The 24370-nt window shown below is 61.4% G+C and carries 26 protein-coding genes; 10 read left to right on the plus strand and 16 right to left on the minus strand.

What is annotated here, in order from left to right; translation table 11 throughout:
• Nucleotides 1–173: 173 nt before the first annotated feature.
• On the plus strand, nt 174–566 hold the full coding sequence (locus tag C3F38_RS13640; protein WP_004938379.1) for a nuclear transport factor 2 family protein: 393 nt from the start codon (nt 174–176) through the stop codon (nt 564–566).
• Here the strand turns inward: C3F38_RS13640 and C3F38_RS13645 are convergent.
• A complete protein-coding gene (locus tag C3F38_RS13645) occupies nt 563–832 on the minus strand; it encodes a hypothetical protein (RefSeq protein WP_038874848.1) in 270 nt (89 codons plus the stop codon). The genes C3F38_RS13640 and C3F38_RS13645 overlap by 4 nt on opposite strands.
• 276 nt (nt 833–1108) lie before the next feature.
• On the opposite strand from C3F38_RS13645, the gene C3F38_RS13650 reads away from it, so the two are divergent.
• Nucleotides 1109–1489: a nuclear transport factor 2 family protein gene (locus tag C3F38_RS13650; RefSeq protein WP_038874851.1), complete on the plus strand. Its 381-nt coding sequence runs from the start codon at nt 1109–1111 to the stop codon at nt 1487–1489.
• Nucleotides 1490–1496: 7 nt separating this feature from the next.
• Here C3F38_RS13650 and C3F38_RS13655 read toward each other — a convergent pair whose 3' ends face one another.
• Nucleotides 1497–1877 carry a RidA family protein gene (locus tag C3F38_RS13655; protein ID WP_038874872.1) on the minus strand — a complete coding sequence of 127 codons (381 nt, stop codon included), beginning with the start codon at nt 1875–1877 and terminating at the stop codon, nt 1497–1499.
• 182 nt (nt 1878–2059) lie between these two features.
• Between C3F38_RS13655 and C3F38_RS13660 the strand changes: the two genes are divergently transcribed.
• A complete protein-coding gene (locus C3F38_RS13660) occupies nt 2060–2914 on the plus strand; it encodes an aminoglycoside phosphotransferase family protein (RefSeq protein ID WP_047727644.1) in 855 nt (284 codons plus the stop codon).
• Here the strand turns inward: C3F38_RS13660 and C3F38_RS13665 are convergent.
• The 3 genes from C3F38_RS13665 to C3F38_RS13675 form a co-directional block, all read right to left on the minus strand.
• Nucleotides 2879–3382, minus strand: a complete 504-nt coding sequence (locus C3F38_RS13665; RefSeq protein WP_038874856.1) for a cupin domain-containing protein — start codon at nt 3380–3382, stop codon at nt 2879–2881. The two genes, C3F38_RS13660 and C3F38_RS13665, sit on opposite strands and share 36 nt — an antisense overlap.
• Nucleotides 3383–3406: 24 nt before the next feature.
• Nucleotides 3407–4072: an O-methyltransferase gene (locus C3F38_RS13670; RefSeq protein WP_055317082.1), complete on the minus strand. Its 666-nt coding sequence runs from the start codon at nt 4070–4072 to the stop codon at nt 3407–3409.
• An 86-nt stretch (nt 4073–4158) separates the two neighbouring features.
• Nucleotides 4159–5346 (minus strand): benzoate/H(+) symporter BenE family transporter, encoded by a 1188-nt coding sequence (locus C3F38_RS13675; protein WP_055312399.1) that lies wholly within the window; start codon nt 5344–5346, stop codon nt 4159–4161.
• A gap of 115 nt (nt 5347–5461) precedes the next feature.
• Here C3F38_RS13675 and C3F38_RS13680 point away from each other — a divergent pair, with 115 nt between their 5' ends.
• Nucleotides 5462–6025, plus strand: coding sequence for a helix-turn-helix domain-containing protein (locus C3F38_RS13680; RefSeq protein ID WP_038874865.1), 564 nt, complete (start codon nt 5462–5464; stop codon nt 6023–6025).
• Nucleotides 6026–6219: 194 nt separating this feature from the next.
• Entirely contained in the window at nt 6220–8313 is a 2094-nt protein-coding gene (locus C3F38_RS13685) for a prolyl oligopeptidase family protein (protein WP_038874868.1), read from the plus strand.
• Between the two features lie 77 nt (nt 8314–8390).
• On the opposite strand, the gene dtpA is transcribed toward C3F38_RS13685, so the two are convergent.
• The 5 genes from dtpA to rsxD all read right to left on the minus strand — a co-directional run bounded on the left by dtpA (nt 8391) and on the right by rsxD (nt 13570).
• Entirely contained in the window at nt 8391–9905 is a 1515-nt protein-coding gene (gene dtpA, locus C3F38_RS13690) for a dipeptide/tripeptide permease DtpA (RefSeq protein WP_038873079.1), read from the minus strand.
• 604 nt (nt 9906–10509) lie between these two features.
• Complete coding sequence (gene nth, locus C3F38_RS13695; RefSeq protein ID WP_019455952.1) at nt 10510–11151, minus strand: endonuclease III; 642 nt, start codon at nt 11149–11151, stop codon at nt 10510–10512.
• A complete protein-coding gene (locus C3F38_RS13700; protein WP_038873082.1) occupies nt 11151–11849 on the minus strand; it encodes an electron transport complex subunit E in 699 nt (232 codons plus the stop codon). Before C3F38_RS13700 ends, nth begins: the two co-directional genes overlap by 1 nt.
• Nucleotides 11846–12475, minus strand: coding sequence for an electron transport complex subunit RsxG (gene rsxG / locus C3F38_RS13705; RefSeq protein ID WP_055312396.1), 630 nt, complete (start codon nt 12473–12475; stop codon nt 11846–11848). Before rsxG ends, C3F38_RS13700 begins: the two co-directional genes overlap by 4 nt.
• Nucleotides 12476–12484: 9 nt before the next feature.
• Nucleotides 12485–13570 carry an electron transport complex subunit RsxD gene (rsxD, locus tag C3F38_RS13710; protein ID WP_048233608.1) on the minus strand — a complete coding sequence of 362 codons (1086 nt, stop codon included), beginning with the start codon at nt 13568–13570 and terminating at the stop codon, nt 12485–12487.
• A 363-nt stretch (nt 13571–13933) separates the two neighbouring features.
• Between rsxD and C3F38_RS13715 the strand changes: the two genes are divergently transcribed.
• Nucleotides 13934–14827: a helix-turn-helix domain-containing protein gene (locus tag C3F38_RS13715; RefSeq protein WP_038873091.1), complete on the plus strand. Its 894-nt coding sequence runs from the start codon at nt 13934–13936 to the stop codon at nt 14825–14827.
• A 34-nt stretch (nt 14828–14861) separates the two neighbouring features.
• Here the strand turns inward: C3F38_RS13715 and rsxC are convergent, their stop codons facing one another.
• The 4 genes from rsxC to C3F38_RS13735 form a co-directional block, all read right to left on the minus strand.
• A complete protein-coding gene (gene rsxC, locus C3F38_RS13720; protein ID WP_055317371.1) occupies nt 14862–17288 on the minus strand; it encodes an electron transport complex subunit RsxC in 2427 nt (808 codons plus the stop codon).
• Entirely contained in the window at nt 17281–17853 is a 573-nt protein-coding gene (gene rsxB, locus C3F38_RS13725; RefSeq protein ID WP_004938428.1) for an electron transport complex subunit RsxB, read from the minus strand. The genes rsxC and rsxB overlap by 8 nt, the downstream gene beginning before the upstream one ends.
• Nucleotides 17853–18434 carry an electron transport complex subunit RsxA gene (gene rsxA, locus C3F38_RS13730; protein ID WP_004938443.1) on the minus strand — a complete coding sequence of 194 codons (582 nt, stop codon included), beginning with the start codon at nt 18432–18434 and terminating at the stop codon, nt 17853–17855. Before rsxA ends, rsxB begins: the two co-directional genes overlap by 1 nt.
• A gap of 135 nt (nt 18435–18569) precedes the next feature.
• Entirely contained in the window at nt 18570–19010 is a 441-nt protein-coding gene (locus C3F38_RS13735) for a DUF2569 domain-containing protein (protein ID WP_038873882.1), read from the minus strand.
• A gap of 231 nt (nt 19011–19241) precedes the next feature.
• Between C3F38_RS13735 and C3F38_RS13740 the strand changes: the two genes are divergently transcribed.
• Nucleotides 19242–20282 (plus strand): oxidoreductase, encoded by a 1041-nt coding sequence (locus C3F38_RS13740; protein WP_055317372.1) that lies wholly within the window; start codon nt 19242–19244, stop codon nt 20280–20282.
• Nucleotides 20283–20356: 74 nt separating this feature from the next.
• On the plus strand, nt 20357–21361 hold the full coding sequence (locus tag C3F38_RS13745; protein ID WP_038873888.1) for a bile acid:sodium symporter family protein: 1005 nt from the start codon (nt 20357–20359) through the stop codon (nt 21359–21361).
• Nucleotides 21362–21396: 35 nt separating this feature from the next.
• Here the strand turns inward: C3F38_RS13745 and add are convergent, their stop codons facing one another.
• Entirely contained in the window at nt 21397–22395 is a 999-nt protein-coding gene (gene add / locus C3F38_RS13750; RefSeq protein WP_019455941.1) for an adenosine deaminase, read from the minus strand.
• Nucleotides 22396–22531: 136 nt separating this feature from the next.
• On the minus strand, nt 22532–23287 hold the full coding sequence (locus C3F38_RS13755) for a DeoR/GlpR family DNA-binding transcription regulator (RefSeq protein WP_038873891.1): 756 nt from the start codon (nt 23285–23287) through the stop codon (nt 22532–22534).
• Nucleotides 23288–23384: 97 nt separating this feature from the next.
• Between C3F38_RS13755 and C3F38_RS13760 the strand changes: the two genes are divergently transcribed.
• The gene (locus C3F38_RS13760; RefSeq protein ID WP_038873894.1) at nt 23385–23981 is read left to right on the plus strand and encodes an NUDIX domain-containing protein; all 597 of its coding nucleotides are present in this window, start codon (nt 23385–23387) and stop codon (nt 23979–23981) included.
• The gene (locus C3F38_RS13765) at nt 23978–24346 is read left to right on the plus strand and encodes a hypothetical protein (protein ID WP_038873897.1); all 369 of its coding nucleotides are present in this window, start codon (nt 23978–23980) and stop codon (nt 24344–24346) included. Before C3F38_RS13760 ends, C3F38_RS13765 begins: the two co-directional genes overlap by 4 nt.
• Nucleotides 24347–24370 lie beyond the last annotated feature (24 nt).

The raw sequence follows: 24370 nt of genomic DNA on the forward strand, positions 1-24370 counted from the left end.
AATGACAGTAAAACGGCTATTGTTTACTAAAGTGCAACCCACTATTGTCATAACTGCGGTTTTTGCAGCGAAACAAGCAACCTAGAATAGCCGCATTCCGCCGTCTCCGCTTGGTGAGAGCCTGTGTCCGCGGGGATGGCCGGAATACCCTCATCAGCCATTGGAGAAGAGACATGCCAACCCCTCTTGAGATAGTGCGCGCAACCTATGAAGGCAGTTCCGAAGAAAACGGCCGTAATCTGCTGGCTGCGCTGGCCCCCGATGCCGAGTGGACCGAAGCCGCCGGTTTCCCCTACGCCGGTACCTATATCGGCCCGGAAAATATCATCAAGAATGTGCATCAGCGCCTGGGCAGCGAATGGCAAGGCTACCGCGCCGATGTCGACCACTTTTACGACGCCGGTGACAATGTGATCGCGCAAGGTTTTTATCACGGCACCTACCGGGCCACCGGCAAATCCTTCAGCGCCTCTTTTGCGCATATTTATACGCTGCGCGCCGGCAAAATCGTGAAGTTTGTGCAGATTGTCGACAGCGCTAAAGTGTTGGAAGCGATGCAGCCTTAATCGCCGCTGCGCTTGCCGAATTTGCGGTCGAACTCGCGTCGGTAACCCCGGGCCTTGTTGCGATCGCGGATCCACAGATAGCCGCACACCAGCGCAACCGCTCCCGAGAAGGTGACGTTGCGCATATCCCGGTCATACCAAAATACCAGCAGCGCATCCAGCGCCGCAATCAGCGCGATCCATTTATACATATGGGATTGACGCCGCGTAGCGGCGTTGAGTCGCTTTAACTGTCTGGCTTCGTCCAACACCTGTTTTTGCTGCATAGCGTTTCGTTATCATCAGGCTGTTCACGCTAAATTAGCAGAATTTCCCTCACCGCCGCAAAGATTAACGCGCGGTGCCATGCGGTTTTCACCGCCCCTGGCGCGGCGCAGAAAATTTGTGCGCGGGTGCTTGAATTGTTCATTGGGCGTGGTAGGTTATTTATTCGCTATTTTTGGGTTTTTATTCAACTCTCGCCGTGTCATCAAGCTGCAGCACTGGGCGGTTAACGTGATGGGTTCGATACATGCGGCGGTTAACTTCGGCAGGAGGATGTGATGAACGATAAAACGGCACGCCCGCAGGATGTGGTTCAACAACAGCTTGACGCCTATAACGCCCGCGACATCGACGCCTTCATGGCCTGCTGGGCGGACGACGCGCAGTATTACGAGCATCCCGACACGCTGTTGGCCAGCGGCAAGGCGGCGATCCGCGAACGGCATCTGGTGCGTTTCCAGGAGCCGAGTCTGTATGGCGAACGGATAAAACGCATGGCGGTGGGGAACATGGTGGTCGATCAGGAAGTGGTGACGCGCAACTTCCCGCAGGGGCGCGGCAAAATGGATGTCATCGCCATCTACGAAGTGGAACAGGGGCAGATCGCCAAAGCCTGGTTCAAGATCGGCCCCTGTGTGCCGGATGAGGGCGCGCTCTAGCCGCGCATTATTGCAACGCCATCACCGCCTCTATCTCTACGCACACCTGCGGTGAGAACAACGCGCTGACCGCCACCAATGAACAGGCCGGCAGCGCGCCATCGAAATAGTCAAACAGCACCGGGCGCACGCCCGCCAGATCGGCAATGTCGGTCAGGAAAACGCTGATTTTAATCAATGCCTTGAGATTCACGCCTTCGCTGGCGGCGATGGTTGCCAGCTGTTCGAGGATCTCCTGCGTCTGTTCTGGCGCGCTCAAGCCTTGCGCGTCGGTGGCGAAGGCCGTCAATCCCGACACGTACAGGCGATCGCCGTGGCGCACCGCATGCACATAGGGGCCGCCCGGCGTGGGCAACTGCGGATAATTCGTGCGTTTTAATGATGTCATGATCAAACCCCGCGCAAGACCGGTTAATAAAATCGACAAACTTGGTTAGGATACTGAGGAAACGGCGGCCAGACGCCGCACACCGATGATATTTGAGAGTATCATCCCTCTTTATTTTATACGTCGTCTCTCACGCAAATGTGACAGTGCGGCGCAGATCGGCCACAAGGACGCATGAGACGATGAACCCGCTTTTTACTCCCTACCTGCAACGCTGGCAACTGGAACAGGACGGCAAAGCCTTCGAAACCCACAGCAGTTTGCTGATGCCTGTGCGTTACCGGGGCGAGGCGGCTATGTTGAAGATCGCCCGCGAACAGGAAGAGCGCTTCGGCGGCCAGCTGATGTGCTGGTGGCGCGGGGAAGGCGCCGCGCAGGTGCTGGCGTGGCACGACGACGGTATTCTGCTGGAGCGCGCGCAGGGTGAAGGTTCGCTGGCGCAGCTGGTGCGTGACGGCGACGATGAGCAGGCCACGCAGATCCTTTGTCGGGCGATCGCCGCGTTGCATGCGCCGCGTGCCGCGCCGTTGCCCGAGCTGATCCCGCTGCAGGAGTGGTTCAGCTCGCTGTGGCCGGCGGCGCAGGCGCACGGCGGCATGCTGCGTCTCAGCGCCACGGCGGCGGCGGAGCTGCTGAGCAGCCCGCGAGAAGAAAGCGTGCTGCACGGCGATATCCACCATGACAACGTGCTGGACTTCGGCGAACGCGGCTGGCTGGCGATCGATCCCAAGCGTTTGTACGGCGAACGGGGCTTCGATTACGCCAATATCTTCTGTAATCCCAACTACGGCATCGCCACCGATCCGGCCATTTTCCAGCGGCGCGTGGAACAGGTCTGTCGCTTGGCCGGGCTGGAGCGCCGGCGCTTGCTGCAATGGATCCTGGCCTGGTCGGGGCTCTCCGCCGCCTGGTTTATGGAAGACGGGCAGGCGGCGGATATCGACTTCCGCGTGGCCGAGCTGGCGGCGCGCGCATTGGATCTCCCGCTGCCGGACGGCGATTCAGGGTTCATCCTGCCAGTAATCGAGCGAGGTTGAAGGGCGCTGCAGGTAGCGTACCTGCTCGCCGTCTGCGCTGCGCGCCATCGCCTGGTATTTGCCGGAATCCGGGTACATCACCAGCTCCGGCTGCTCGCGCGTGCTGACGGACAGGTACTTCAGCGGCGCATCGGAGGTGTTGATGATCTGGTGCGGGTATTCCGGGCCCGGCGGAATGAAGATGACATCCCCGCTGACGATCGGCAGCATTTCTCCGGCCACCCGCAGCGTACCGCTGCCTTCCAGAATGATGAACATTTCCTCCTGAGCGTAGTGAAAATGGTAGGGGCAGGAACGCATGCCCGGCGCCACGCAATCGAAGGAGGCGCCCAGCTTGTTGGCGGCGGTGCCGGTGCCGAGGCGAGCGCCGACGCTGTCATACAGCGGCGGCCGCCGATCGTGTTGCTTATCTACCCGTTCGACATTGCGTATCAAGCGCTGAGCTAACAGCGCAGCTTTCTCAGTCATAGGCTTCCTTGGTGACATTGTCACTTAAAAATTGACGATAGCCAGAGAAAATCCGTCCCAGCCCTTACTGCCCACGGTTTGCAAGGCGGTGGCGGTCAAGCGGGGTTCCTGCGCCATCATCGTGAAGAACTCGCGTACGCCTTGTACACGGGCGTCCGTACTGGCGGCGTCGGTGACTGCGCCATCGCGCACCACGTTGTCACCGATAATCACCGTGCCTGGGCGCGCGAGTTTAAGCGCCCAACGCAGGTAATCGGGGTTGCTGGGTTTGTCGGCGTCGATGAAGATGAGATCAAAGGGGGCCAGGGTGTGCAGCGTCGGCAGGTGAGTCATGGCGGGGCCGACGCGCAGCTCAACCAGGCCGTCGAGACCGGCGCGAGTGATATTCTGGCGGGCGACGGCGGCGTGGCTTTCATCCGCTTCCAGCGTGATCAATTTGCCACCCGCCGGTAGCGCGCGCGCCAGCCAGATGGTGCTGTAGCCGCCCAACGTGCCGATTTCCAAAATGCGTTTGGCGTTCACCATGCGGGCGAACAGCTGCAGCAGTTTGCCCTGATTCGGCGCCACATCATGCGCCGGCAGCCCGGCGGCGGCGTTGGTCGCCAGCGCCTGCAACAGGGCATCATCTTGTTCTACCAGGCTGTCTGCGATATAGCGATCGACCTGTAACCATTGTTCCTTTTCTTTCATGCGGGCCTCGTGCGGGAAACGCAGTGTGCCCACCAAGTGAAGGCGTCGCCGCCGAGCTTGTCAATGCACGGCGTGCGTTTGGCATCTCATGCTGCCGTTCCTCGCCGCGGCAGCGACAGCAGCAGATGGGCGATGGCGCCGCCGACAATGCCCCAGAAGGCCGAACCGATGCCCAGTAATGTGACGCCGGAGGCGGTGATGAGGAAGGCGATCAGCGCTGCGTCGCGCTGTTTCTCATCATGCAGCGCGCGCTGCAGGCTGCCGCCGATGGTGCCGAGCAGCGCCAGCCCGGCGATGGTGTGGATCAGGGCGACCGGCAACGCGCTGAACAGCAGGCCGATGGCGCCGCCGAACAGCCCGGCCAGCAGGTAGAAACCGCCGGCGGCCACCGCGCCCATATAGCGCCGCTGCGGATCGGGATGCACGTCCGGCCCCATGCAGATAGCGGCGGTGATCGCGGCGATGCACACCGAGAAGCCGCCGAACGGCGCCAGCAGTAACGCGGTCAGCGCCGTCCAGGCGATCAGCGGTGACGTAGGCACGCGGTAGCCCGCCGCCTGCAGCGTGGCGATGCCGGGAGCGTTCTGCGAAGCCATGGTCACCACGAAGAAGGGTACGCCGATGCCCAGCAGCGTCGGCCAGCTGAAGTGCGGCGCGGTAAATTCCGGCATGGCGAACGCCGGCACATGCTGCGTCAGCTGGATATTGCCCTGCAACGCGGCGATCGCCAGCCCGGCCGCCAGCGTCAGCACGATGGCGTAGCGCGGCTGATAACGGCGGCTGAGCAGATAGGCCAGCCCCATGCCGGCGCTCAGAGGGAAATTGAGCTGCAGCGAAGCGAAGGCGTCCAGACCGAAACGCAGCAAGATCCCCGCCAGCATCGCGGCGGAAATCGCCTGCGGAATGTAGTCCATCAGGCGGGCGAACAGCCCGGTGACGCCGCACAGCAAGATCAGACCGGAAGCGAAGATAAACACGCCGATCGCCTCGTTGATCGGGGTGCCGGGCAGGCTGGTGACCAGCAGCGCCGCGCCGGGCGTCGACCAGGCGGTGAGGATCGGGGTACGGTAGTAAAGCGAGAGTCCGAGCGAGGTGACGCCCATCGCGATCCCCAGCGCGCTCAGCCAGCCGCCGATCTGCGCCGGCGTGGCACCCGCAGCGGCGGCGGCCTGGAAAATGATCGCGGCGGAGCTGGTGTAACCCACCAGAACGGCGACAAAGCCGGCCATGATGGCGGGCAGGGTCAGATGGCGCAGGGAAAGGGCTGGGCGCATGAGTGGCTCCAATCGGTGATTGTGCGTTATAACGCACGTTGAGAAATCAGCATAGCACCGTGCGTTATAGCGCACAAGCGGGTATAATCGGGCTCGACACGCAGAGGAGAACTGGATGCAGGAACTTGCCGGCCATTTGGCACACACCCTTCGTACGCTGCGCGCACAGCGCGGTTGGAGCCTGACGCAGGCGGCGGAATACACCGGCGTCAGCAAGGCGATGCTCGGGCAGATCGAACGCGGCGAATCCAGCCCGACGGTGGCGACGCTGTGGAAGATCGCCACCGGTTTCAACGTGGCGTTCTCCGCTTTTCTTGAGGCCTCCCCCGCGCAGCAGCAGGCGACGCTGCACCGTTACGGCGATCTGCCGGTGTACGATCAGGACAACGCCGATATGCGCGTGGTGCCGCTGTTTCCCTACGATCGCCAGCTGGGTTTCGATATGTTCGTCATCGATCTTGCGCCGGGCGCGCTCAGCGAGTCGTCGCCCCATGAGCCGGGCGTGATCGAGCATGTCATCGTGATCAGCGGCCGGTTGGAGTTGGCGATAGACGGCGAATGGCGCAGCCTGGCCGCCGGCGAGGCGATGCGCTTTCAGGCCGATCGGCCGCACGCTTACCGCAACGCCAGTTCACAAACGGTGCGTATCCACGATCTGATCCACTATCCTCAATCCTGACTCAACGCGGCGGCCGTGGGCTTTGACTCCGCGCCGCCAAACGCCTACCTTGTTGAAAATGACTCTTATTTCACAGGCTGTCGCCCACGACGGGGCGGCGTTGCAGTCGACTCAAAAGGAGCTTGATTTTGCCGGTCACCAATCGACGTCAGTTCATTAAACTCAGTGCGCAAACCGCAGGAGCCGTATTCGCGATGACTTCATTACCCAACAGTATCCGCCTGGCGATGGCGGCGGAAGGCGGCGCGGCCGCCGGCGATGAATTCCTGTGGCTGGAAGAGCTGCAGGGTAAAAAAGCGCTGCAATGGGTGCAGCAGGAAAATCAACGCACCGTGGCGCGTTTCGGTCAGGGCGAAGACTTTCAGCGCATTGAGCGCGAGGTGTTGGATATCCTTAATAAAGACACCCAAATCCCGTGGGTGAGCAAGCGCGGCGAGTACTATTACAACTTCTGGCAGGATCAGGCCAACCCGCGCGGCCTGCTGCGGCGCACCACGCTGGACGAGTACCGCAAGGCCAAACCGGCCTGGGAGACGGTGCTGGATATCGATGCGTTGGGTAAGGCGGAGGGCAAGGATTGGGTCTATCAGGGCTCACAACCGCTGGCGCCGGAATACCGCTATTGCCTGATGCAGCTGTCGCCGGACGGCGGTGACGCCACCGAAATCCGCGAATTCGATCTGGTGGCCAAACGCTTCGTCAAGGACGGCTTCAACGTGCCGGTGGCGAAAAGCCGGGTCTCCTGGGTCGATCGGGACACGCTGTTCATCGCCACCGATTTCGGCCCCGGATCGATGACCCAATCCGGTTACGCGCGCATCGCCAAACGCTGGCGGCGCGGCACGCCGCTGAGCGCCGCCGAAACGCTGTACGAAGCGCAGCCCGAGGACATGGCGGTCTTCGCCTATCACGATCGCACGCCGGGCTTTGAGCGCGATTTCGTCGGTCGCAGCCTGGATTTCTATCGCCGCGACTATTTCCTGCTGATGCAGGACGGCCGGCAGAAAAAAATCGATATCCCGGCCGACGCCGAGCTGGACACGCATCGGGAATGGCTGCTGATCAAACCGAGCAGCGACTGGGAGGTGGGCGGCAAGCGTTATCCGTCCGGCGCGCTGCTGGCGGCCAACTTCGATGACTATCTGGCGGGCAAGCGCGAGCTGCAACTGCTGTTTACCCCGACGGCGGAGCAGGCGCTGAGCGGCTACAGCGGCACCCGCGATCATCTGATCCTCAGCATCATGGATAACGTGGTCAACCGGCTGGAAGTGCTGACGCCGCAGGGCGGCAGCTGGCAACGTCGCCCGCTGGGCAACCCCGGCGCCATCAGCACCATTTCCGCCGGCGGCATCGACGAAGAGAGCAACGCCTATTTCCTGACCGTCAGCGGGTTCCTGCAGCCGACTTCGCTGTACATGGGCAATCTCGACGGCGGTGAGGCGACGCTGCTGAAACAGGCGCCGCAGGATTTTGACGCGTCAGGCTACCAGGTGAGCCAGCATTTTGCGCGTTCCAAGGACGGCACCCGCGTGCCGTATTTCCAGATTGCCGCCAAAGATCTCAAACCGGACGGCAGCACGCCGACGCTGCTGTATGGCTACGGCGGGTTTGAAGTGCCGCTGCTGCCGGGCTATCTCGGCGGCAAGGCGCCGGCCTGGTTGGAGCGCGGCGGGGTGTACGTGGTGGCCAACATCCGCGGCGGCGGCGAATACGGCCCGGCCTGGCACCAGGCGGCGCTCAAGCAGAACCGCCATCGTGCCTACGAGGATTTTGCCGCCGTGGCCGAAGATCTCATCACACGCAAGGTGACCTCGGCGCCGCATCTGGGGGCGCGCGGCGGCAGCAACGGCGGCCTGTTGGTGGGCAATATGCTGACGCTGTATCCGCAGCTGTTCGGCTGCATCGTCTGCGAAGTGCCGCTGCTGGACATGCAGCGCTATACCCGGCTTTCCGCCGGCGCGTCGTGGATCGCCGAATACGGTGACCCGAGCAAGCCGGAGGAGTGGGCCTACATCAAGACCTTCTCGCCATACCACAACATTCAGGCGCAGACGGCCTATCCGCCGGTGCTGTTCTATACCGCGACCAGCGACGATCGGGTCAACCCGGCCCACGCCCGCAAAATGGCCGCGCGCATGCAGGCGATGGGGTATCAGCAGGCCTATTTCTATGAAAATACGCAAGGCGGGCACAGCGCCGCCGCCGACAAGCAGCAGGCGGCGTTCCACAGCGCGCTGGTAAGCGAATTCATGTGGGCCAACCTGAGCGGCAAACCCAAGTCAGCGTAAGCCTTTTTCTTGCAGACATAAAAAAAACACCGGGGCGTTAACCCCGGTGTTTTTATTTACGTTCAATCTGCCGGCGATCAGCGAGCCGCGGTGGCTTCCTGCGCTTTCTGATTGGCGTCTTCGGTGGTGTCCAGCGTCATGCGGTACAGCTTCGGCGCGGTCAGCATCATCAGGATAGCGATGACGGCGGTGACGATGCCGATCTGCATAAACACATGGCTGTAGATGGCCAGCGAAGCGTGCGCGTCGTTGATGTCGCTCGGGACGGCGGTCAGACCGGCAACCTTACCGGCGATCAGCGCGGCGGCGGCGGTGGTCAGGAACCAGGAGCCCATGATGAAGCCCATCAGACGCTGCGGCACCAGCTGTGCCACCATTGCCAGACCCAGGCCGGAAATCATCAGCTCGCCGATGCTCTGCAGCGCGTAGCTCAGGATCAGCCAGTTGACCGACACGATGCCCTGTTCGTTGGCGAAGCTGGCGCCCCATGGCAGCACCAGGAAGGCGCAGGAGCAGAGGATCATGCCGAAAGCGAACTTGTGCGGCATCGGCAGGCGATCGCCCATTTTGTTATACAGCGCGGCCAGAATCGGGCTGGCGAGCATGATCCAGAACGGGTTCAGCGCCTGATACTGCTCCGGCTCGAAGGCGACGCCGAAGATGCTGTGTTCCACGTTATGGATGGCGAAGAAGTTCAGCGAGGTTGGCATCTGGCTGTACAGCACGAAGAACACCACCGCTTCCAGCATCAGCAGGAAGGCGACGATCATCTTGCGGCGTGCGGCGCCGTGCAGGGCGAAGGTTTCCTTGGCGAACACCAATACGATGCCGGCGGAAACCAGGGCCAGCGCCCAGCGCGCAATCACCTGGTTGTGCAGCAGCCAGCTGGACACGGCGATCAGCGCCACGATGCCGACCAGCACCATCAGCAGTTTCGGCAGATGCAGCGGCTTGAAGTCAGGCTTGGAACCGTTTTCCTTCACCCACTTGTGGCACATCATAAAGTTGACCAGGGTGATCAGCATGCCGACCACGCTCAGGGAGAACGCCACGCTCCAGCCGTATTTTGCCGCCAGCCACGGAGTCGCCAGCATGGAGAAGAAGGAACCGATGTTCACCGACATGTAGTACATGGTGAAGGCGCCGTCGATACGCGGATCGTCTTTCTCATAGCAGGTGGACAGCAGGGAGGACGGGTTGGCCTTGAACAGGCCGCTGCCCACGGCGATGGTCGCCATCCCCATGTAGACCCAGAAGATGTCGTGGCCGGAGTAAGCCACCATGGCGTAACCGGCGGCCAGCACCAGCGCGCCGAGCACGATCACGCGTTTGGCGCCCAGCACCTTGTCGCCCAGCCAGCCGCCGATGGCGACGAAGCCGTATACCAGGGCGCTGAAGGAAGAGAACAGGGTGATGGAGTCGGCTTCGCTCATGCCGAGCATCTTGACCAGATAAACCGCCATGATGCCCTGCAGGCCGTAATAGCCGAAACGCTCCCACAGTTCGATCGAGAAGATCAGATAGAACGCTTTCGGTTGTTTGAACGCGTTAAGGCTAACGCTCTCCGGGTGTTGGTTGTTTGCTGTTGACACTGGTACCTCTGTTTTTTCGCAGCCCGTCTTTGGAGGACGGGAAAGTACAAAAGTTGATGCGGAACGGCATCCTTTTGCGTTGTTATAGGATGGGGACGGCGGTTAATGTTCACTATCTTTGTCAACGTGGCAAGCAGTTTGTCATATTCGGTTACATTTAACGCCCGCAGGATTATGCCTCGATGTTGCAAATGTTATGCAGTATTAACTTTCGGGTTTTAATGGTTTGCCGATTTTTTGTTTTGATTAAAAGCTATACGGATTTTAAACAGGGATATATTCTGCTGAATTGCTATTTTTTAGCGCATCAGTGTATGTACGGTTATTAATCCGTTGGAATGTTGTGTATATGGCGCGTTTTGTAAAATTATAGAAATTTAGGAAAACGGGACTGGCATTTGTGAACGCCTTGTGATCCCGAAAGCGTGACGTTCACCGCAATTTTCGACTAATTTTTCGCTTGAAAATAACACGGCACTGAGTTTTTCACTGAAAACCGTGATAACGCCGGGGTTACTGCTGCGCGATATCACATTTCCGATAAAAAAGAGGCGTTGGCGGGGGGAAGGGCGCGGTGGGGTACGGTTTGCCGCACCCCACAAACTCAGGACTCCGGATAAACCTTTTCTTTATACTCGCACAGGTCTTCGATAATGCAGGAGCCGCAGCGCGGTTTGCGCGCGATGCAGGTATAGCGGCCGTGCAGGATAAGCCAGTGGTGGCAATCGACCTTGAATTCGGCGGGCACCACCTTCAACAGCTTCTCCTCCACCTGATCGACGTTTTTGCCCGGCGCGAAGTGGGTGCGATTGCACACCCGGAAGATATGGGTGTCGACGGCGATGGTGGCCCAGCCGAAGGCGGTGTTGAGCACCACATTGGCGGTCTTGCGGCCGACGCCGGGCAACGCTTCCAGCGCGGCACGGTCTTCCGGCACTTCGCCGCCGTGCAGCTCCAGCAGCATGCGGCAGGTTTTGATCACGTTTTCGGCTTTGCTGTTGAACAGGCCGATGGTCTTGATGTACTCCTTGACGCCATCAACCCCCAGCGCCAGCATGGCGGCGGGGGTGTTGGCGACCGGATAAAGCTTGGCGGTCGCTTTGTTGACGCTCACGTCGGTGGCTTGCGCAGACAGCAGCACCGCAATCAGCAGTTCAAACGGCGTGGTATACACCAGCTCGGTGGTCGGGTGCGGATTGTTGTCGCGCAGCCGGGTCAGAATTTCCAGTCGCTTCTGCTTGTTCATCAGGCCTTCTCAGCACGTCCTTGTTCCAGCAGCGGTTCCACCGCCACGGCGCGGGCTTTGCGCGCCTTCATTTTTTCGTCGATCAGATATTTGACCGCCAGCAGCAGCCCCAGGCCGATAAAGGCGCCCGGCGGCAACATCGCCAGCAGGAAGGGGCTGTCGAAATGCACCACTTCGATGCGCAGCGACTTGGCCCAGCCGCCCAGCAGCTGATCGGCGCCGTCGAACAGCGTGCCGTTGCCCAACAGTTCGCGCATCGAGCCCAGCGTTACCATCACGCCGGTAGCGCCGAGGCCGATGGCCATGCCGTCCAGCGCCGAGAGGCCGACCGGCTTCTTGGCGGCCACCGCTTCGGCGCGGCCCACCACGATGCAGTTGGTCACGATCAACGGAATAAAGATGCCGAGCGACTGATACAGGCCGAAGGCATAGGCGTTGATCAGCATCTGCACGATGCTCACCACGGCGGCGATGATCATCACGTAGATAGGAATGCGCACCTCGCTCGGCACCCAGCGGCGCACCGCGGAGATGGAGGCGTTGGTCAGCGTCAGCACCAGCGTGGTGGCCAGCCCCAGGCCGAGCGCATTGGTGACGGTGGAGGTCACCGCCAGCAGCGGACACATGCCCAGCAGCTGCACCAGGGCGGAGTTGTTTTTCCACAGCCCCTGGACGATCAATTCTTTGGCTTCACTCATTCGCTGGCTCCACACGCAGGTAAGCTTTCAAGTTTAGGCGGCAGCGTTTCCATATACAACGCCGTGCGGCGTACCGCATTGACCACCGCTCGCGGGGTGATGGTGGCGCCGGTGAACTGGTCGAACATGCCGCCGTCTTTCTTCACCGCCCAGCGCTTATCGTCCGGGCCTTCGATTTTCTTGCCGCTGAAGAAGGAAATCCAGTCGGAAATGCGCAGTTCGATTTTGTCCCCCAGCCCCGGGGTTTCGTGGTGTTCAATCACGCGGGTGCCGAGCACCGTGCCGTTGAAATCGGCGCCGACCAGCAGCTTGATGGCCCCGGAGTAGCCGTCCGGCGCGGTGGTTTCCAGCGCGGCGGCGGTCGGTTGCCCGTTTTTGCGCGCCAGGTACAAGTGGTGCGGTGCGCCGTCGCCCAGCGCTGAATCGCTGACCAGGAAGCATTCGTTTTGCATGACGTTGTCGTAGTTTTCCGGCGGTACCACCTGATCGAGCAGCGCTTTTTGCTGCAGCGCCGCCTGATGGGCGATGGTGGTTTTCGTCAGGGCGTAAACCACGGCGGTCAGGCCGGTGGTGACCGCCGCGAACACCGCCAGCGTGGTGCCGTGCTTTCTCATGGAATTCAGCATGGCGGCTCCTTAGCGATGGCCGTACACGCGCGGCTGCGTGTAGTGGTCGATTAACGGGACGGTGATGTTGGCGAGCAGCACGGCGAAGGCTACGCCGTCAGGGTAGCCGCCATAGACGCGGATCAGCCATACCAGCACGCCGATCAGCGCGCCGTAGATCAAACGGCCCTTCGGCGTAGTGGAGGCGCTGACCGGATCGGTGGCGATAAAGAACGCGCCCAGCATGCTGGCGCCGGAGAACAGGTGGATCAGCGGCGAAGCCTGATGCGCCGGATCGATCCACCAGGCCAGGCCGGAACAGAAGGCGATGGCGGCCAACATGCTGAAAGGGATCTGCCAATGGATCAGGCGGCGCGCCAGCATAAACAGGCCGCCGGCCAAGAAGCCGAGGTTGACCCACTGCCAGCCGATGCCGGCCAGGGCGCCGCCAAACAGCGGCTGCTGCAGCACCTGTTCCACGCTGTGGCCGCTGCGCAGGCCGGTTTTGAAGCCGTCGAGCGGCGTGGCCTGGCTGATGCCGTCCACGCCCATCTGCAGTTCGTGCAGCGTCGCGCCTTGCGAGGTATGGCCGCTGAAAATGGCCAGCAGCGTGTCGTGGAGCGACAGCGCGGTGGCACGCAGCTCATCCGGCGGCAGCCAGCTGGTCATCTGTACCGGGAAGGAGATCAGCAACACCACGTAACCGACCATTGCCGGGTTGAACGGGTTCTGCCCGAGGCCGCCGTACAGCTGCTTGGCGATGACGATGGCGAAGAAAGTACCGATGACGATCATCCACCAGGGGGCCAGCGGCGGCAGGCTGATGCCGAGCAGCAGCGCGGTCAGCAGGGCGGAGTTATCCGCCAGCCGGCTGCGCACCGGCAGCTTGCGCAGCTTGAGGATCGCGCCTTCCGCTGCCAGCGCGACGATCGCCGCCAGCGCCACCTGAATCAATACGCCGTAGCCGAAGAACCAAATCTGTGCCGCGATGCCGGGAATGCACGCCAACATAACCCACAGCATGATGCGACTGGTGCTTTGCTGGTTGTGGGTGAAAGGCGAGCTGGCGATGTGTAAGCCTTTGGCGGCTGTGGGTGATACCGGCCTGAACTTCATAGAGTAACGATACCTTCTGCGCCGCGCCTGCGGCAGTTTCGATGCGCCGTTCTGAAGGCGCGGCAAAAATGATAGCCGAGCATTCTACCTGATTCGATGCGAGGGTAATACGCCTTAATAATAGGGGTATTCAGCTTTTCGCATTCGCGGCGATCGGGGCAATGCAATTTGATTTTTTTTGGCCGAAAAATGGGCTAACGTAAGGAATTGTCAGTGGAACTTGTGCCGTTATCGACCGCAAAAAACCGGGTAACCGTATGAATGAGATATGATTTTTCTCCAAGTTTTCGCACAAAATAACAACTTTCACATAATCTGTGTAGGTTACTATCGCGACATTATTGAGTTAGTGAATCCATAATAATGACAAATGAAGACATTTTTTTTATTGAAGAGCTAATTGAGTGGGTGGAGATACATCTGGAGAAACGGCCAAACCTGGATGAAGTCGCGCGTATTTCGGGCTATTCCAAGTGGCATCTGCAGCGTAAATTCAAGCGTATTACCGGCATTCAACTCGCCACCTATATCCGTTCGCGCATCCTGACGCGCGCCGCGGTGGCGCTGCGCATCACCCGTCGCTCGATCATCGACATTTCTGATGAGCTGGGCTTCGACTCGCAGCAGACCTTTACCCGCATGTTCAAGCAGCGCTTCAACATCACCCCCAATCGCTACCGCGCGATGGAGCACTGGGACGTGAAAAACCTGATGCCGCGCTTTAACTTCGAAGCCAGCTACGGCGCCGGTTATTATCCGGAGGTGAAGCGACTGACGCTGCCCGAGATGCAGTTGGTCGGCTTCACGCGCCGGCTGGATTTCGCCTCCGAGCAGGAGCTGGAGTACTCTTCCTGCATGGCGATGAAGGACGAGATTTTCAACGACTTCTTCAAGGGGCTGCACGTCGACTGTCGGCGGATTTACAGCATCTACTCTCCCCATGCCGGGGAAGGCGACGAGCTGTCATCCACGCTGGTGATGGCGGTCGATTCTGAACACAAAAAAGATATTCTTTCCAACCATCAGATAGACACCTTTCATCTGCCGAGCCGCGAATTTATCTCCATCAAACATAAAGGCTCAGCGAAAGAGTGCGTGCAGTTTTTCGGCTACCTGATGTCGCATGTGATGCCGGGACTGAAGGATGAGGTGCGCGGCAGTATGGAAATGGAGATCATTCAAACCAAAGAGTGGAATCCGGAATCCAAACTGCGCCAGATTGAAGTGGATTACACCTACCTGATTTCTATCGATTAAACGGCGCCCGGCAAAGGCCCGGCGCCGCTATCGATCATTTTTCTTCCGTTTCGGCCGCCAGCGATGCTCTGGAGGCTTTCTTGGCTTTGGCGCGGGCGATAGCCGCTGCCACCGCCGCCTTGCGCGGATCTTCCTCGGCGGTTGCCGGCGCCGTTTCCTCCGGTGCAGGGGCGTCCGCCTGCTGCGCCGCTTTCTTGGCTTTGGCGCGGGCGATAGCCGCTGCCACCGCCGCCTTACGTGGGTCTTCCTCGGCGGTTGCCGGCGCCGTTTCCGCTGGAGCAGGAGCGTCCGCCTGCTGCGCCGCTTTCTTGGCTTTGGCGCGTGCGATAGCCGCTGCCACCGCCGCCTTACGCGGGTCTTCCTCGGCGGTTGCCGGCGCCGTTTCCACTGGAGCAGGGGCGTCCGCCTGCTGCGCCGCTTTCTTGGCTTTGGCACGCGCGATAGCCGCTGCCACCGCGGCCTTGCGCGGATCTTCCTCGGCGGTTACCGGCGCCGTTTCCGCCGGTGCAGGGGCGTCCGCCTGCTGCGCCGCTTTCTTGGCTTTGACACGCGCCAGGGCTGCAGCCACCGCCGCCTTACGCGGATCTTCCTCAGTGGTTGCCGGCGCCGTTTCCGCTGGAACAGGGGCGTCCGCCTGCTGCTCTGCTTTTTTGGCTTTGACGCGCGCCAGGGCGGCAGCGACCGCCGCCTTACGCGGATCGTCCTCTGCTACGGCAGGAGCAGTGCCATCTGCGGCCGGCACTTCTTTGCGTGCTTTCACACGGGCCAGCGCCGCGGCCACGGCGGCTTTGCGCGCGTCGTCGCCGGAAACGGCCGGTGAGGCTTGCTCTGCTTCGGCCGCCAACTGGGCTCGGCGTTCGCGCGCCTGCGCTTTACGCGCTTCGCGGGCGGCGATCATCTCGCTGTTATCCGGCTGCTGGCCGTTGACCGGCGTCACCGCCGCTTCGGTATTTTTGCTGCGCACGCGCGCCAGCGCGGCCTGCACCGCACTCTGATCGTCGTCGGTCAGTTTGACGGCGGCCTTTTTATGCCGCTCTTCGCGTGCCAGCTTCTCGCGCTCCAGGCGCGCGAGCTTGGCTTCGTAACGCGCCTTGGCCTCGGCGGTACGCGCCGCCTCCAGATCGATAGCCTTGATCTCGGCCTTTTCCTGACGGTAGTACTGCACCAGCGGGATGTTGCTGGGGCAGACGAACGCGCAGGCGCCGCATTCGATGCAGTCGAACAGGTTATGGTTGCGCGCCTTGTCGTGCTCTTGTCCGCGGCTGAACCAGTACAGCTGCTGCGGCAGCAGCCCGGCAGGGCAAGCGTCTACGCACAGGCCGCAGCGGATACAGGACTGCTCCGGTTCCTGCGGCGTCATTTCATCGACCGTCGGCGCCAGAATGCAGTTGCTGATCTTGACGATCGGCACGTTCAACGCGGGCAGGGTAAAGCCCATCAGCGGGCCGCCCATGACCACCATCTGCTGCGCCTGCGGGCGGAAACCGGCGAAGTGTAGCAGGTGCTGCACCGGCGTGCCGATGCGCGCCCACAGGTTGCCCGGGCGCTCGATCGCCTCGCCGGTCAGGGTCACTACGCGTTCAATCAGCGGTTCGCCGTCGACGATCGCTCGTTTGATGGCGTAGGCGGTGCCGACGTTTTGCATCAATACGCCGATAGCAGAGGAGTGCTTGCCGGGCGGCACTTCCTTGCCGGTGAGGATCTTGGTCAGCTGCTTGGCGCCGCCGGACGGGTATTTGGTGGGAATAACGCGCAGCCCAATGCCGGACTGGCCACGCAACGCCTGTTTCAGCGCCGCGATCGCTTCCGGTTTGTTGTCTTCGATGCCGATCAGCGTGACCTTGGGTTGCAGAATGTGTTGCAGGATCTGCGTGCCTTCAATGATCTGATCGGCATGTTCCTGCATCAGGCGATCGTCGGCGGTGATGTAAGGCTCGCACTCTGCGGCGTTGAGGATCAGCGTTTCCACGCCGCTCATGCCGCCCTGCAGCTTGCTGGCGGTCGGGAAACCGGCGCCGCCCAGCCCGGCGATGCCGGCCTGATGAATACGTTGAACCAGCTCCGCGGCGGGCGCCTGGCGGTAGTCCGCCACCGGATCGCGCTCGCACCAGCGGTCTTCCCCGTCCGCCTCGATAATCACGCACAGTTCCGTCAGCCCGGAAGGGTGAGCGGTGATATGCGGCGTAATGGTGCTGACGGTGCCCGAGGTTGGGGCGTGTACCGGCACGGTGCGGCCACGGCCGACGGTCAGCGGCTGGCCTTTCAACACCCGATCGCCGGCGTTGACGCACAGCTCGCCTTCGGGCCCCAGATGTTGCTGCAGCGGAATGATAAAGGTCTTGGGCAGGGGAGCGACACGCAGCGGCACACCGCTGGACTGCGTTTTCATTTCCGGTGGATGGATCCCGCCGTCGAAATCCCAGATCCGGTCTTTTTTAAAGGCGGCGAACAGATTAAGCATGTTGCTCCACGTGGATCACTTGCACCGGGATCGTCTTCATGTCCCACTTCCAGTTGGCAGTGGTGGTGGCGACCGGTCTCATTTCAATACAGTCGGTAGGGCAAGGGGCGACGCACAGATCGCAGCCGGTGCAGAGGTCGGTGATGACGGTGTGCATGGCGCGGGTGGCGCCGACGATGGCGTCCACCGGACAGGCCTGAATGCACTTGGTGCAGCCGATGCAGTTGGCCTCGTCGATATAGGCCACCTTACGCTCCGGCTCAGCGGCGGCTTCGCTGCCCAGCGGCTGCGGCTCGACGTTGAGCAGCTCCGCCAGCTTCAGCATCACCTGTTCGCCGCCCGGCGCGCATTTGTTGATCATCTCGCCGTTGGCCACCGCCTCGGCGTAGGGGCGGCAACCGGGGTAGCCGCACTGGCCGCACTGGCTCTGCGGCAGGATCGCGTCGACCTGCTCGGCAACCGGATCCTCTTCCACCTCAAAACGGCGCGCGGCGTAGCCCAGCACCAGTCCGAACAGCAGTCCGAGCGCGCTTAAAGCCGCGATAGCTATCCACAACGCAGTCATTAGAATTTCACCAGCCCGGTAAAGCCCATAAAGGCCAGCGACATCAGCCCGGCGGTGATCAGCGCGATCGAGGAGCCGCGGAACGGCGCCGGCACGTCGGCGACCGCCAGGCGTTCGCGAATGGCGGCGAACAGCACCATGACCAGCGAGAAACCGGCGGCGGCGCTGAAGCCGTAAACGGCGGACTGCAGGAAGTTGTAGCCGAGGTTGACGTTAAGCAACGCTACGCCAAGTACCGCGCAGTTGGTGGTGATCAGCGGCAGGAAGATCCCCAGCAGGCGGTAGAGCGCCGGGCTGGTTTTGCGCACCACCATCTCGGTGAACTGCACGACGACGGCGATCACCAGAATGAAGGAGAGCGTGCGCAGGTACACCAGATCCAGCGGAACCAGAATAAAGGTGTTGATCACCCAGGCGCTGACGGAGGCCAGCGTCATGACGAAGGTAGTGGCCATTCCCATGCCGATGGCGCTTTCCAGCTTCTTGGAAACGCCGAGGAACGGGCACAGGCCAAGAAACTTCACCAGAACGAAGTTGTTCACCAGTACGGTGCCGACAAACAGGAGCAGGTATTCGGTCATTGCGATGCCTAAAAAAATAAAAGCCGCCTATTATCGGGAATCGGCGGCCGGACGACAACATATGAATCGCAGGGGTATTGCCTTTTTTGGTGAAAATTTACACAAACCACCCGATAAAACGTGCTGCAATCGCCTTTAACGTTCGGTAAAGGTGCCTTTGACCCGCTGCGAACGCTTGATGTAAGGCACCAGCAGCGCCGCCATCAGCAGCGGCCAGCCGAGGCTGCGCACCGCCACTTCATCCGGCACCGGCGCGAAGGCAAAGGCTTTCACCGCCAGGATCACCGTGATCAGCAGCCACAGCAAGAACAGCTTGGGGAAGCGCAGCGACCGCCGGCAAAACAAAAGCACCAGCCACAGGGTAAAGCACCACATCAAGAGCGTGGTCAGCACCGAAAAGTACCATTGCAGGGTAAACGCCTGGGCGTTGGTCAGCAGGTAGTCGCGCGACTCGGGCATAAAGATCGCCATGGCGTACAGGAGCAGCATCAAACTGGCGCTGAGCAGGGTGACGATCAGATAGGCCAGCGGGGCCAGCAACCAACCGCCGATACGAGAGTATTCAGCTTGAGACATAAAGGCTTCCTGATTGAAACGGGGATCACAGGCGGCATAGCTTAGCGGGTAATACCGGCTTCGTCATCTCAATCAACCGGATAGCTCGGCATCGCGGCGCGTGGCAGCACGTTTGGCTACTCGACGCCGTATCGAGCCCGCTTTAAATTAACATCTCATTTACTTCTTGTTCCATCCGGCCGCATGGTGTCAAATCGAAAGGTCTGTCGTGAGCCTGCAAGAGGAAATCCCATGGCTGAGAAAATTCGTGTCGGGCTGGTCGGTTACGGCTACGCCGGCAAAACCTTTCATGCGCCGCTGATCGCCGGTACGCCGGGGCTCGAGCTGGCCGCCGTCGCCAGCAGCGATGCCGGCAAAGTGCACGCCGACTGGCCGTCGATGGCGGTGGTGGGTGATGCGCAGGCGCTGTTCGCCGATCCGGCCCTCGATCTGATCGTGATTCCTACCCCCAACGATACCCATTTCCCGCTGGCGCAGCAGGCGCTGGCCGCCGGCAAGCACGTGGTGGTGGATAAACCGTTTACCGTGACATTGTCACAAGCGCAGGTGCTGCAACAGCAGGCGCAGCAGAGCGGGTTGCTGCTGTCGGTATTCCATAACCGCCGCTGGGACAGCGATTTCCTTACCCTGAAAGCGCTGCTGAATGAGGGGGCGCTGGGCGAGGTGGTCTATTTCGAGTCGCATTTCGATCGCTACCGGCCGCAGGTGCGCCAGCGCTGGCGCGAACAAGGCGGCGTCGGCAGCGGCATCTGGTTCGATTTGGGACCGCATTTGCTCGATCAGGCGCTGCAGTTATTCGGCAAGCCCGACCGGCTGTTCGTCGATTTGGGGGAGCTGCGGCCGGGCGCGCAGGCGGTGGACTATTTCCACGCGCTGCTGAGCTATGGCAATCGTCGCGTGGTGCTGCACGCCAGCATGCTGGCGGCGGCGGAGAGCCCGCGCTACGTGGTGCACGGCACCCGCGGCAGCTATGTCAAATACGGCCTGGACCCGCAGGAAGACCGGCTGAAGGCCGGCGAGCGCCTGCCGCAGGCCGACTGGGGCTATGATATGCGCGACGGGGTGATGACGCTGTCACGTGGCGATCTGCTGGCGGAGCAACCGCTGCTTAACATTCCCGGTAACTACCCGGCATATTACGCCGCGGTGCGCGACGCGATCGCCGGCATCGGCGAAAACCCGGTGCCGGCCGCCGACGCCATTGCGGTGATGGCATTGATCGAACTGGGGCTGGAGTCGGCCCGGCTGCAGCAGGCGCTGCCGGTGGCCTGATACCGCCCGTTTCTCCAGTGGCCCGGCGCAGCGTCGGGCCTTTTTACGACTTTACGTGCAAGGAAATCCGTTTCATGTCCTGGTTGCAGCGTTTGCGCATTGATAAATTTTTGTTGGTTCTGATTTTGGTGGTGATCGTCGCCTCGCTGTTCCCCTGCGAAGGCATCTGGAAAACCTTCTTTGAGCACCTGACCACCGCCGCCATCGCGCTGCTGTTCTTTATGCACGGCGCCAAGCTGTCGCGCGAGGCGATCGTCGCCGGCATGAGCCACTGGAAGCTGCATCTGCTGGTGTTCCTCAGCACCTTTGCGCTGTTCCCGCTGCTTGGGCTGGCGATGAACCTGCTGGTGCCGGGCATCATGACGCCGACGGTCTATCTCGGCTTCCTCTACCTGTGCGCGCTGCCGGCCACGGTGCAATCGGCCATCGCCTTTACCTCGGCGGCGGGCGGCAACGTGGCGGCGGCGATCTGCAGCGCCTCGGCGTCGAGCATTCTCGGCGTGTTCCTGTCGCCGCTGCTGGTGGGGGCGTTAATGCATACCCAGGGCGGCAATACCGACGTGCTGCACGCCATCGGTTCAATCATTCTGCAGCTGATGGTGCCGTTCGTAGTCGGTCACCTGGCGCGGCCGCTGATCGGCAAGTGGGTCGATCGCCATCGCAAGCTGATCAACCTGACCGACCGTTCGTCGATCCTGCTGGTGGTGTACACCGCGTTCAGCGCGGCGGTGGTGGAAGGGATTTGGCACCGTATCGACGGCTGGTCGCTGCTGACCATTCTGGTGATGTCGCTGGTGCTGCTGACGGTGGTGCTGGTGATCAACACCTATGCGGCGCGCTGGCTGGGCTTCAATACCGCCGACGAGATCACCATCGTTTTCTGCGGCTCGAAAAAGAGCCTGGCGAACGGCATCCCGATGGCCAACGTGCTGTTCCCGGCTGCAGCGGTGGGCGCCATGGTGCTGCCGCTGATGATTTTTCACCAGGTGCAGCTGATGGTGTGTGCGGTGCTCGCGCAGCGCTATGCGCGTAAAACCGCCAAACAGCGGGCCGAGGCGGAGGCGCTGGTGGCCAAATGACGATGGGCGCGTGACCGCGCCCATAATAAAGAGAGTTAACCCTGAACTTTGGCGCGCAGCGCCTGTTTTTCCTGCTCGCTGAGGAAGGCCAGCTTCAGGCCGTTTTCTTGTGCGGTGCGGATTTCCTCCGGCGTCAGCCCGGCCTGCGGCGCGGCGACGCGGTATTCGTGCTCGATCTCGATGCCCTGAACCGCCGGATCGTCGGTGTTGATCGATGCCAGCACGCCGTGGCGCAGGAAGGTGGCCAGCGGATGCTGCGCCAGCGAAGGCACGGTGCTGGTCTGGATGTTGGAGGTCAGGCAGGATTCGATGCCGATGCCGTGTTCCGCCAGGAAGTCCATCAGTGCCGGATCTTCGACCGCTTTCACCCCGTGACCGATACGCTCGGCGCCCAGCTCGCGGATCGCCTGCCAGATGCTTTCCGGGCCGGCGGCTTCGCCCGCGTGCACGGTGATGCGCAGGCCGGCGTCGCGCGCGCGGTTAAAGTGGTTGAGGAACAGGCTGCCGGGGAAGCCCAGCTCATCGCCCGCCAAATCCAGCGCGGTAATGCCGTCGCGGTGCGCCAGCAACCCTTCCAATTCCTGCAGACAGGCGGCCTCGCCAAAGGTGCGGCTCATGATGCCGATCAGGCGAATGTCGATGTCGCGATCGCGGCAGCCCGAACGGATCCCGTCGATCACCGCTTCCACCACGCCGGCGACCGGCAGCTGGTGCTTCATCGCCATGTAGTAAGGGGAAAAACGCAGCTCGGCGTAGTGCAGGCCGGCGTTGGCGGCGTCTTCGACGTTTTCGTAGGCCACGCGGCGGCAGGCGTCCAGATCGCCCAGCACCGCCACGCCCCAGTCCAGTTTTTGCAGGAAGCTGACCAGATCCGGTTCGGCGTGGGTGATCTGCACGTGCGGGCGCAGGCTCTCCAAATCGTTGGCCGGCAGGGCGAGATTGAACTGGCGACCGAGGTCGAGAATGGTCTGCGCGCGGATATTGCCGTCGAGATGGCGGTGAATGTCGGTAAGCGGTAGGCGGGGATCGATCATGCTGGGCACTCGCTAATTTATCGTAGGTAAAGTGCAGAACAGTATAAAAACAAATGAATGAAACTTGCTATCTCGTTGCATAAAAAAGTGACTTGCATCACAAATAATACGAGGTGTATCGCATTATCGTCGTGAATCAGGCTTTCAACACGCTGACGCCCGCCTGCTGCAACGGCGCGATCAATGCGTCGTCGGTGGCGCGTTCAACGATGATGGTATGCGCCAGCGTAATGTCACCGATCGCATACTGCGAGGCGGCGTTAAGCTTGGCGGCGGAGGCCAGCACCACGGTTTCCGCCGCGCGGGCCGCGAGCGCCCGCTTGATGTAGGCTTCTTCCAGATCGCCGGTGCTCAGCCCCGCGGTGGGGTGCACGCCGGTCACGCCCATAAAATAGATATCGGCGCGAATATGCGACATCGCTTCCACCGCGGCGGCGCCAACGCTGACGATCGAATGCTTGTACAGCCGGCCGCCGATCAGGATCACCTCCACCGTGGGATGATCGACCAGGCCCACGGCGACGCTGGGGCTGTGGGTGACGATAGTGGCGTTCAGGTTGAGCGGCAGCTGCCGGACCAGTTCTGCAGAGGTGGTGCCACCGTCGATAATCACTACCTGGCCGGGGGCGATCAGCGCCGCTGCGGCTTTGGCGATCGCGCGTTTGGCGCCGGATTCCAACTGATTGCGCTCGGCGAAGCTGGCAATGGCAGAGGAAACCGGCAGGGCGCCGCCATGTACCCGTTGCAGCAACCCCTCGGCGTCGAGTTCGCGCAGATCGCGCCGGACAGTGTCTTCCGACAACCCAAACATTTCGCTGAGCTGCTTGGCCAACACCTGGCCATCCTCGGCCAGTTTTTCCAGGATGATTTTCTTGCGCTGGCTGGTCAACATGGCCATTTTCCTCTCAAATTTGCTTTGCACGAAATACCTTGATAATACACGAAACTGCACGATATTATCAATTTCCTTCCTCTGGCGGAGTAAACCGATGATAGCCACCAAAGACAGGGTTCGCATTGTCGAAACCCGGGTGTTGTCCGATGACTGGTACCTGCTGAAAAAAACCACCTTTGATTTTCTGCGGCGCGACGGCGTTTGGCAGCGACAGAGCCGTGAGACCTACGATCGCGGCGACGGCGCGGTGATTTTGCTGTTCAACCGGCAGGCGCAAACGGTGATCCTGACGCGCCAGTTCCGTTTTCCGGTGTTCGTCAACGGCCATGACGGCATGTTGATTGAGGCTGCCGCCGGGTTGCTGGACAACGCGTCGCCGGAGGCGCGCATCCGCGCCGAAGCGGAAGAGGAAACCGGCTATTTCGTGCAGAACGTGGAAAAGGTGTTCGAAGCCTACATGAGCCCAGGCTCGGTCACCGAGAAGCTGCACTTTTTCGTCGGCGAGTATCAGGCGGGCGATCGCATCAACGAGGGCGGCGGGGTGGCGGCGGAGGGGGAAGATCTGGAAGTGCTCGAGCTGCCGCTGGCGCAAGCCCTGCAGGCGATTCGCCAGGGCACGATCGTTGACGCCAAGACTATCATGCTGCTGCAGTTTGTCGCCTTGAACCGGACGTTGGAGGAAGAACGATGAAAGCCCAACAAATCCTGATCGCCGGCCCCTATCGCAGCGGCACCGATGGCGATCCGCAGCGTATCGCCGCCAATCTGGCGCGCCTGGAACAGGCGGCGCTGGCGGTTTACCTGCGAGGGCACGTGCCGGTGATCGGCGAATGGCTGGCGCTGCCTTTGGCGGCGGCGGCGGGGTCCACTCAGGTTGGCGATGCGGTGAGCGAGACGTTTCTTTACCCGGTGGCCCACCGGCTGATTGCGCAGTGTCAGGCGGTGTATCGCATCGAAGGGGCGTCTGCGGGGGCCGATAACGACGTGCGGCTGGCCAACGAGTGGGGCCTGACGGTCTATCGCCGCCTGGAGGACATTCCGACTGTTCAGGGGTAATCGAGGGGCGGGCGGAGGCTCGCC

The organism is Serratia sp. SSNIH1, assembly GCF_002935055.1.
GTDB classification, from domain to species: domain Bacteria; phylum Pseudomonadota; class Gammaproteobacteria; order Enterobacterales; family Enterobacteriaceae; genus Serratia; species Serratia nevei.

Bases quoted from the DNA above. Each gene is read 5' to 3' on its own strand.
- C3F38_RS13640 (WP_004938379.1), top strand. From the start codon at position 174: ATGCCAACCCCTCTTGAGATAGTGCGCGCAACCTATGAAGGCAGTTCC.
- C3F38_RS13645 (WP_038874848.1), bottom strand. From the start codon at position 832: ATGCAGCAAAAACAGGTGTTGGACGAAGCCAGACAGTTAAAGCGACTC.
- C3F38_RS13650 (WP_038874851.1), top strand. From the start codon at position 1,109: ATGAACGATAAAACGGCACGCCCGCAGGATGTGGTTCAACAACAGCTT.
- C3F38_RS13655 (WP_038874872.1), bottom strand. From the start codon at position 1,877: ATGACATCATTAAAACGCACGAATTATCCGCAGTTGCCCACGCCGGGC.
- C3F38_RS13660 (WP_047727644.1), top strand. From the start codon at position 2,060: ATGAACCCGCTTTTTACTCCCTACCTGCAACGCTGGCAACTGGAACAG.
- C3F38_RS13665 (WP_038874856.1), bottom strand. From the start codon at position 3,382: ATGACTGAGAAAGCTGCGCTGTTAGCTCAGCGCTTGATACGCAATGTC.
- C3F38_RS13670 (WP_055317082.1), bottom strand. From the start codon at position 4,072: ATGAAAGAAAAGGAACAATGGTTACAGGTCGATCGCTATATCGCAGAC.
- C3F38_RS13675 (WP_055312399.1), bottom strand. From the start codon at position 5,346: ATGCGCCCAGCCCTTTCCCTGCGCCATCTGACCCTGCCCGCCATCATG.
- C3F38_RS13680 (WP_038874865.1), top strand. From the start codon at position 5,462: ATGCAGGAACTTGCCGGCCATTTGGCACACACCCTTCGTACGCTGCGC.
- C3F38_RS13685 (WP_038874868.1), top strand. From the start codon at position 6,220: ATGACTTCATTACCCAACAGTATCCGCCTGGCGATGGCGGCGGAAGGC.
- nth (WP_019455952.1), bottom strand. From the start codon at position 11,151: ATGAACAAGCAGAAGCGACTGGAAATTCTGACCCGGCTGCGCGACAAC.
- C3F38_RS13700 (WP_038873082.1), bottom strand. From the start codon at position 11,849: ATGAGTGAAGCCAAAGAATTGATCGTCCAGGGGCTGTGGAAAAACAAC.
- rsxG (WP_055312396.1), bottom strand. From the start codon at position 12,475: ATGCTGAATTCCATGAGAAAGCACGGCACCACGCTGGCGGTGTTCGCG.
- rsxD (WP_048233608.1), bottom strand. From the start codon at position 13,570: ATGAAGTTCAGGCCGGTATCACCCACAGCCGCCAAAGGCTTACACATC.
- C3F38_RS13715 (WP_038873091.1), top strand. From the start codon at position 13,934: ATGACAAATGAAGACATTTTTTTTATTGAAGAGCTAATTGAGTGGGTG.
- rsxC (WP_055317371.1), bottom strand. From the start codon at position 17,288: ATGCTTAATCTGTTCGCCGCCTTTAAAAAAGACCGGATCTGGGATTTC.
- rsxB (WP_004938428.1), bottom strand. From the start codon at position 17,853: ATGACTGCGTTGTGGATAGCTATCGCGGCTTTAAGCGCGCTCGGACTG.
- rsxA (WP_004938443.1), bottom strand. From the start codon at position 18,434: ATGACCGAATACCTGCTCCTGTTTGTCGGCACCGTACTGGTGAACAAC.
- C3F38_RS13735 (WP_038873882.1), bottom strand. From the start codon at position 19,010: ATGTCTCAAGCTGAATACTCTCGTATCGGCGGTTGGTTGCTGGCCCCG.
- C3F38_RS13740 (WP_055317372.1), top strand. From the start codon at position 19,242: ATGGCTGAGAAAATTCGTGTCGGGCTGGTCGGTTACGGCTACGCCGGC.
- C3F38_RS13745 (WP_038873888.1), top strand. From the start codon at position 20,357: ATGTCCTGGTTGCAGCGTTTGCGCATTGATAAATTTTTGTTGGTTCTG.
- add (WP_019455941.1), bottom strand. From the start codon at position 22,395: ATGATCGATCCCCGCCTACCGCTTACCGACATTCACCGCCATCTCGAC.
- C3F38_RS13755 (WP_038873891.1), bottom strand. From the start codon at position 23,287: ATGTTGACCAGCCAGCGCAAGAAAATCATCCTGGAAAAACTGGCCGAG.
- C3F38_RS13760 (WP_038873894.1), top strand. From the start codon at position 23,385: ATGATAGCCACCAAAGACAGGGTTCGCATTGTCGAAACCCGGGTGTTG.
- C3F38_RS13765 (WP_038873897.1), top strand. From the start codon at position 23,978: ATGAAAGCCCAACAAATCCTGATCGCCGGCCCCTATCGCAGCGGCACC.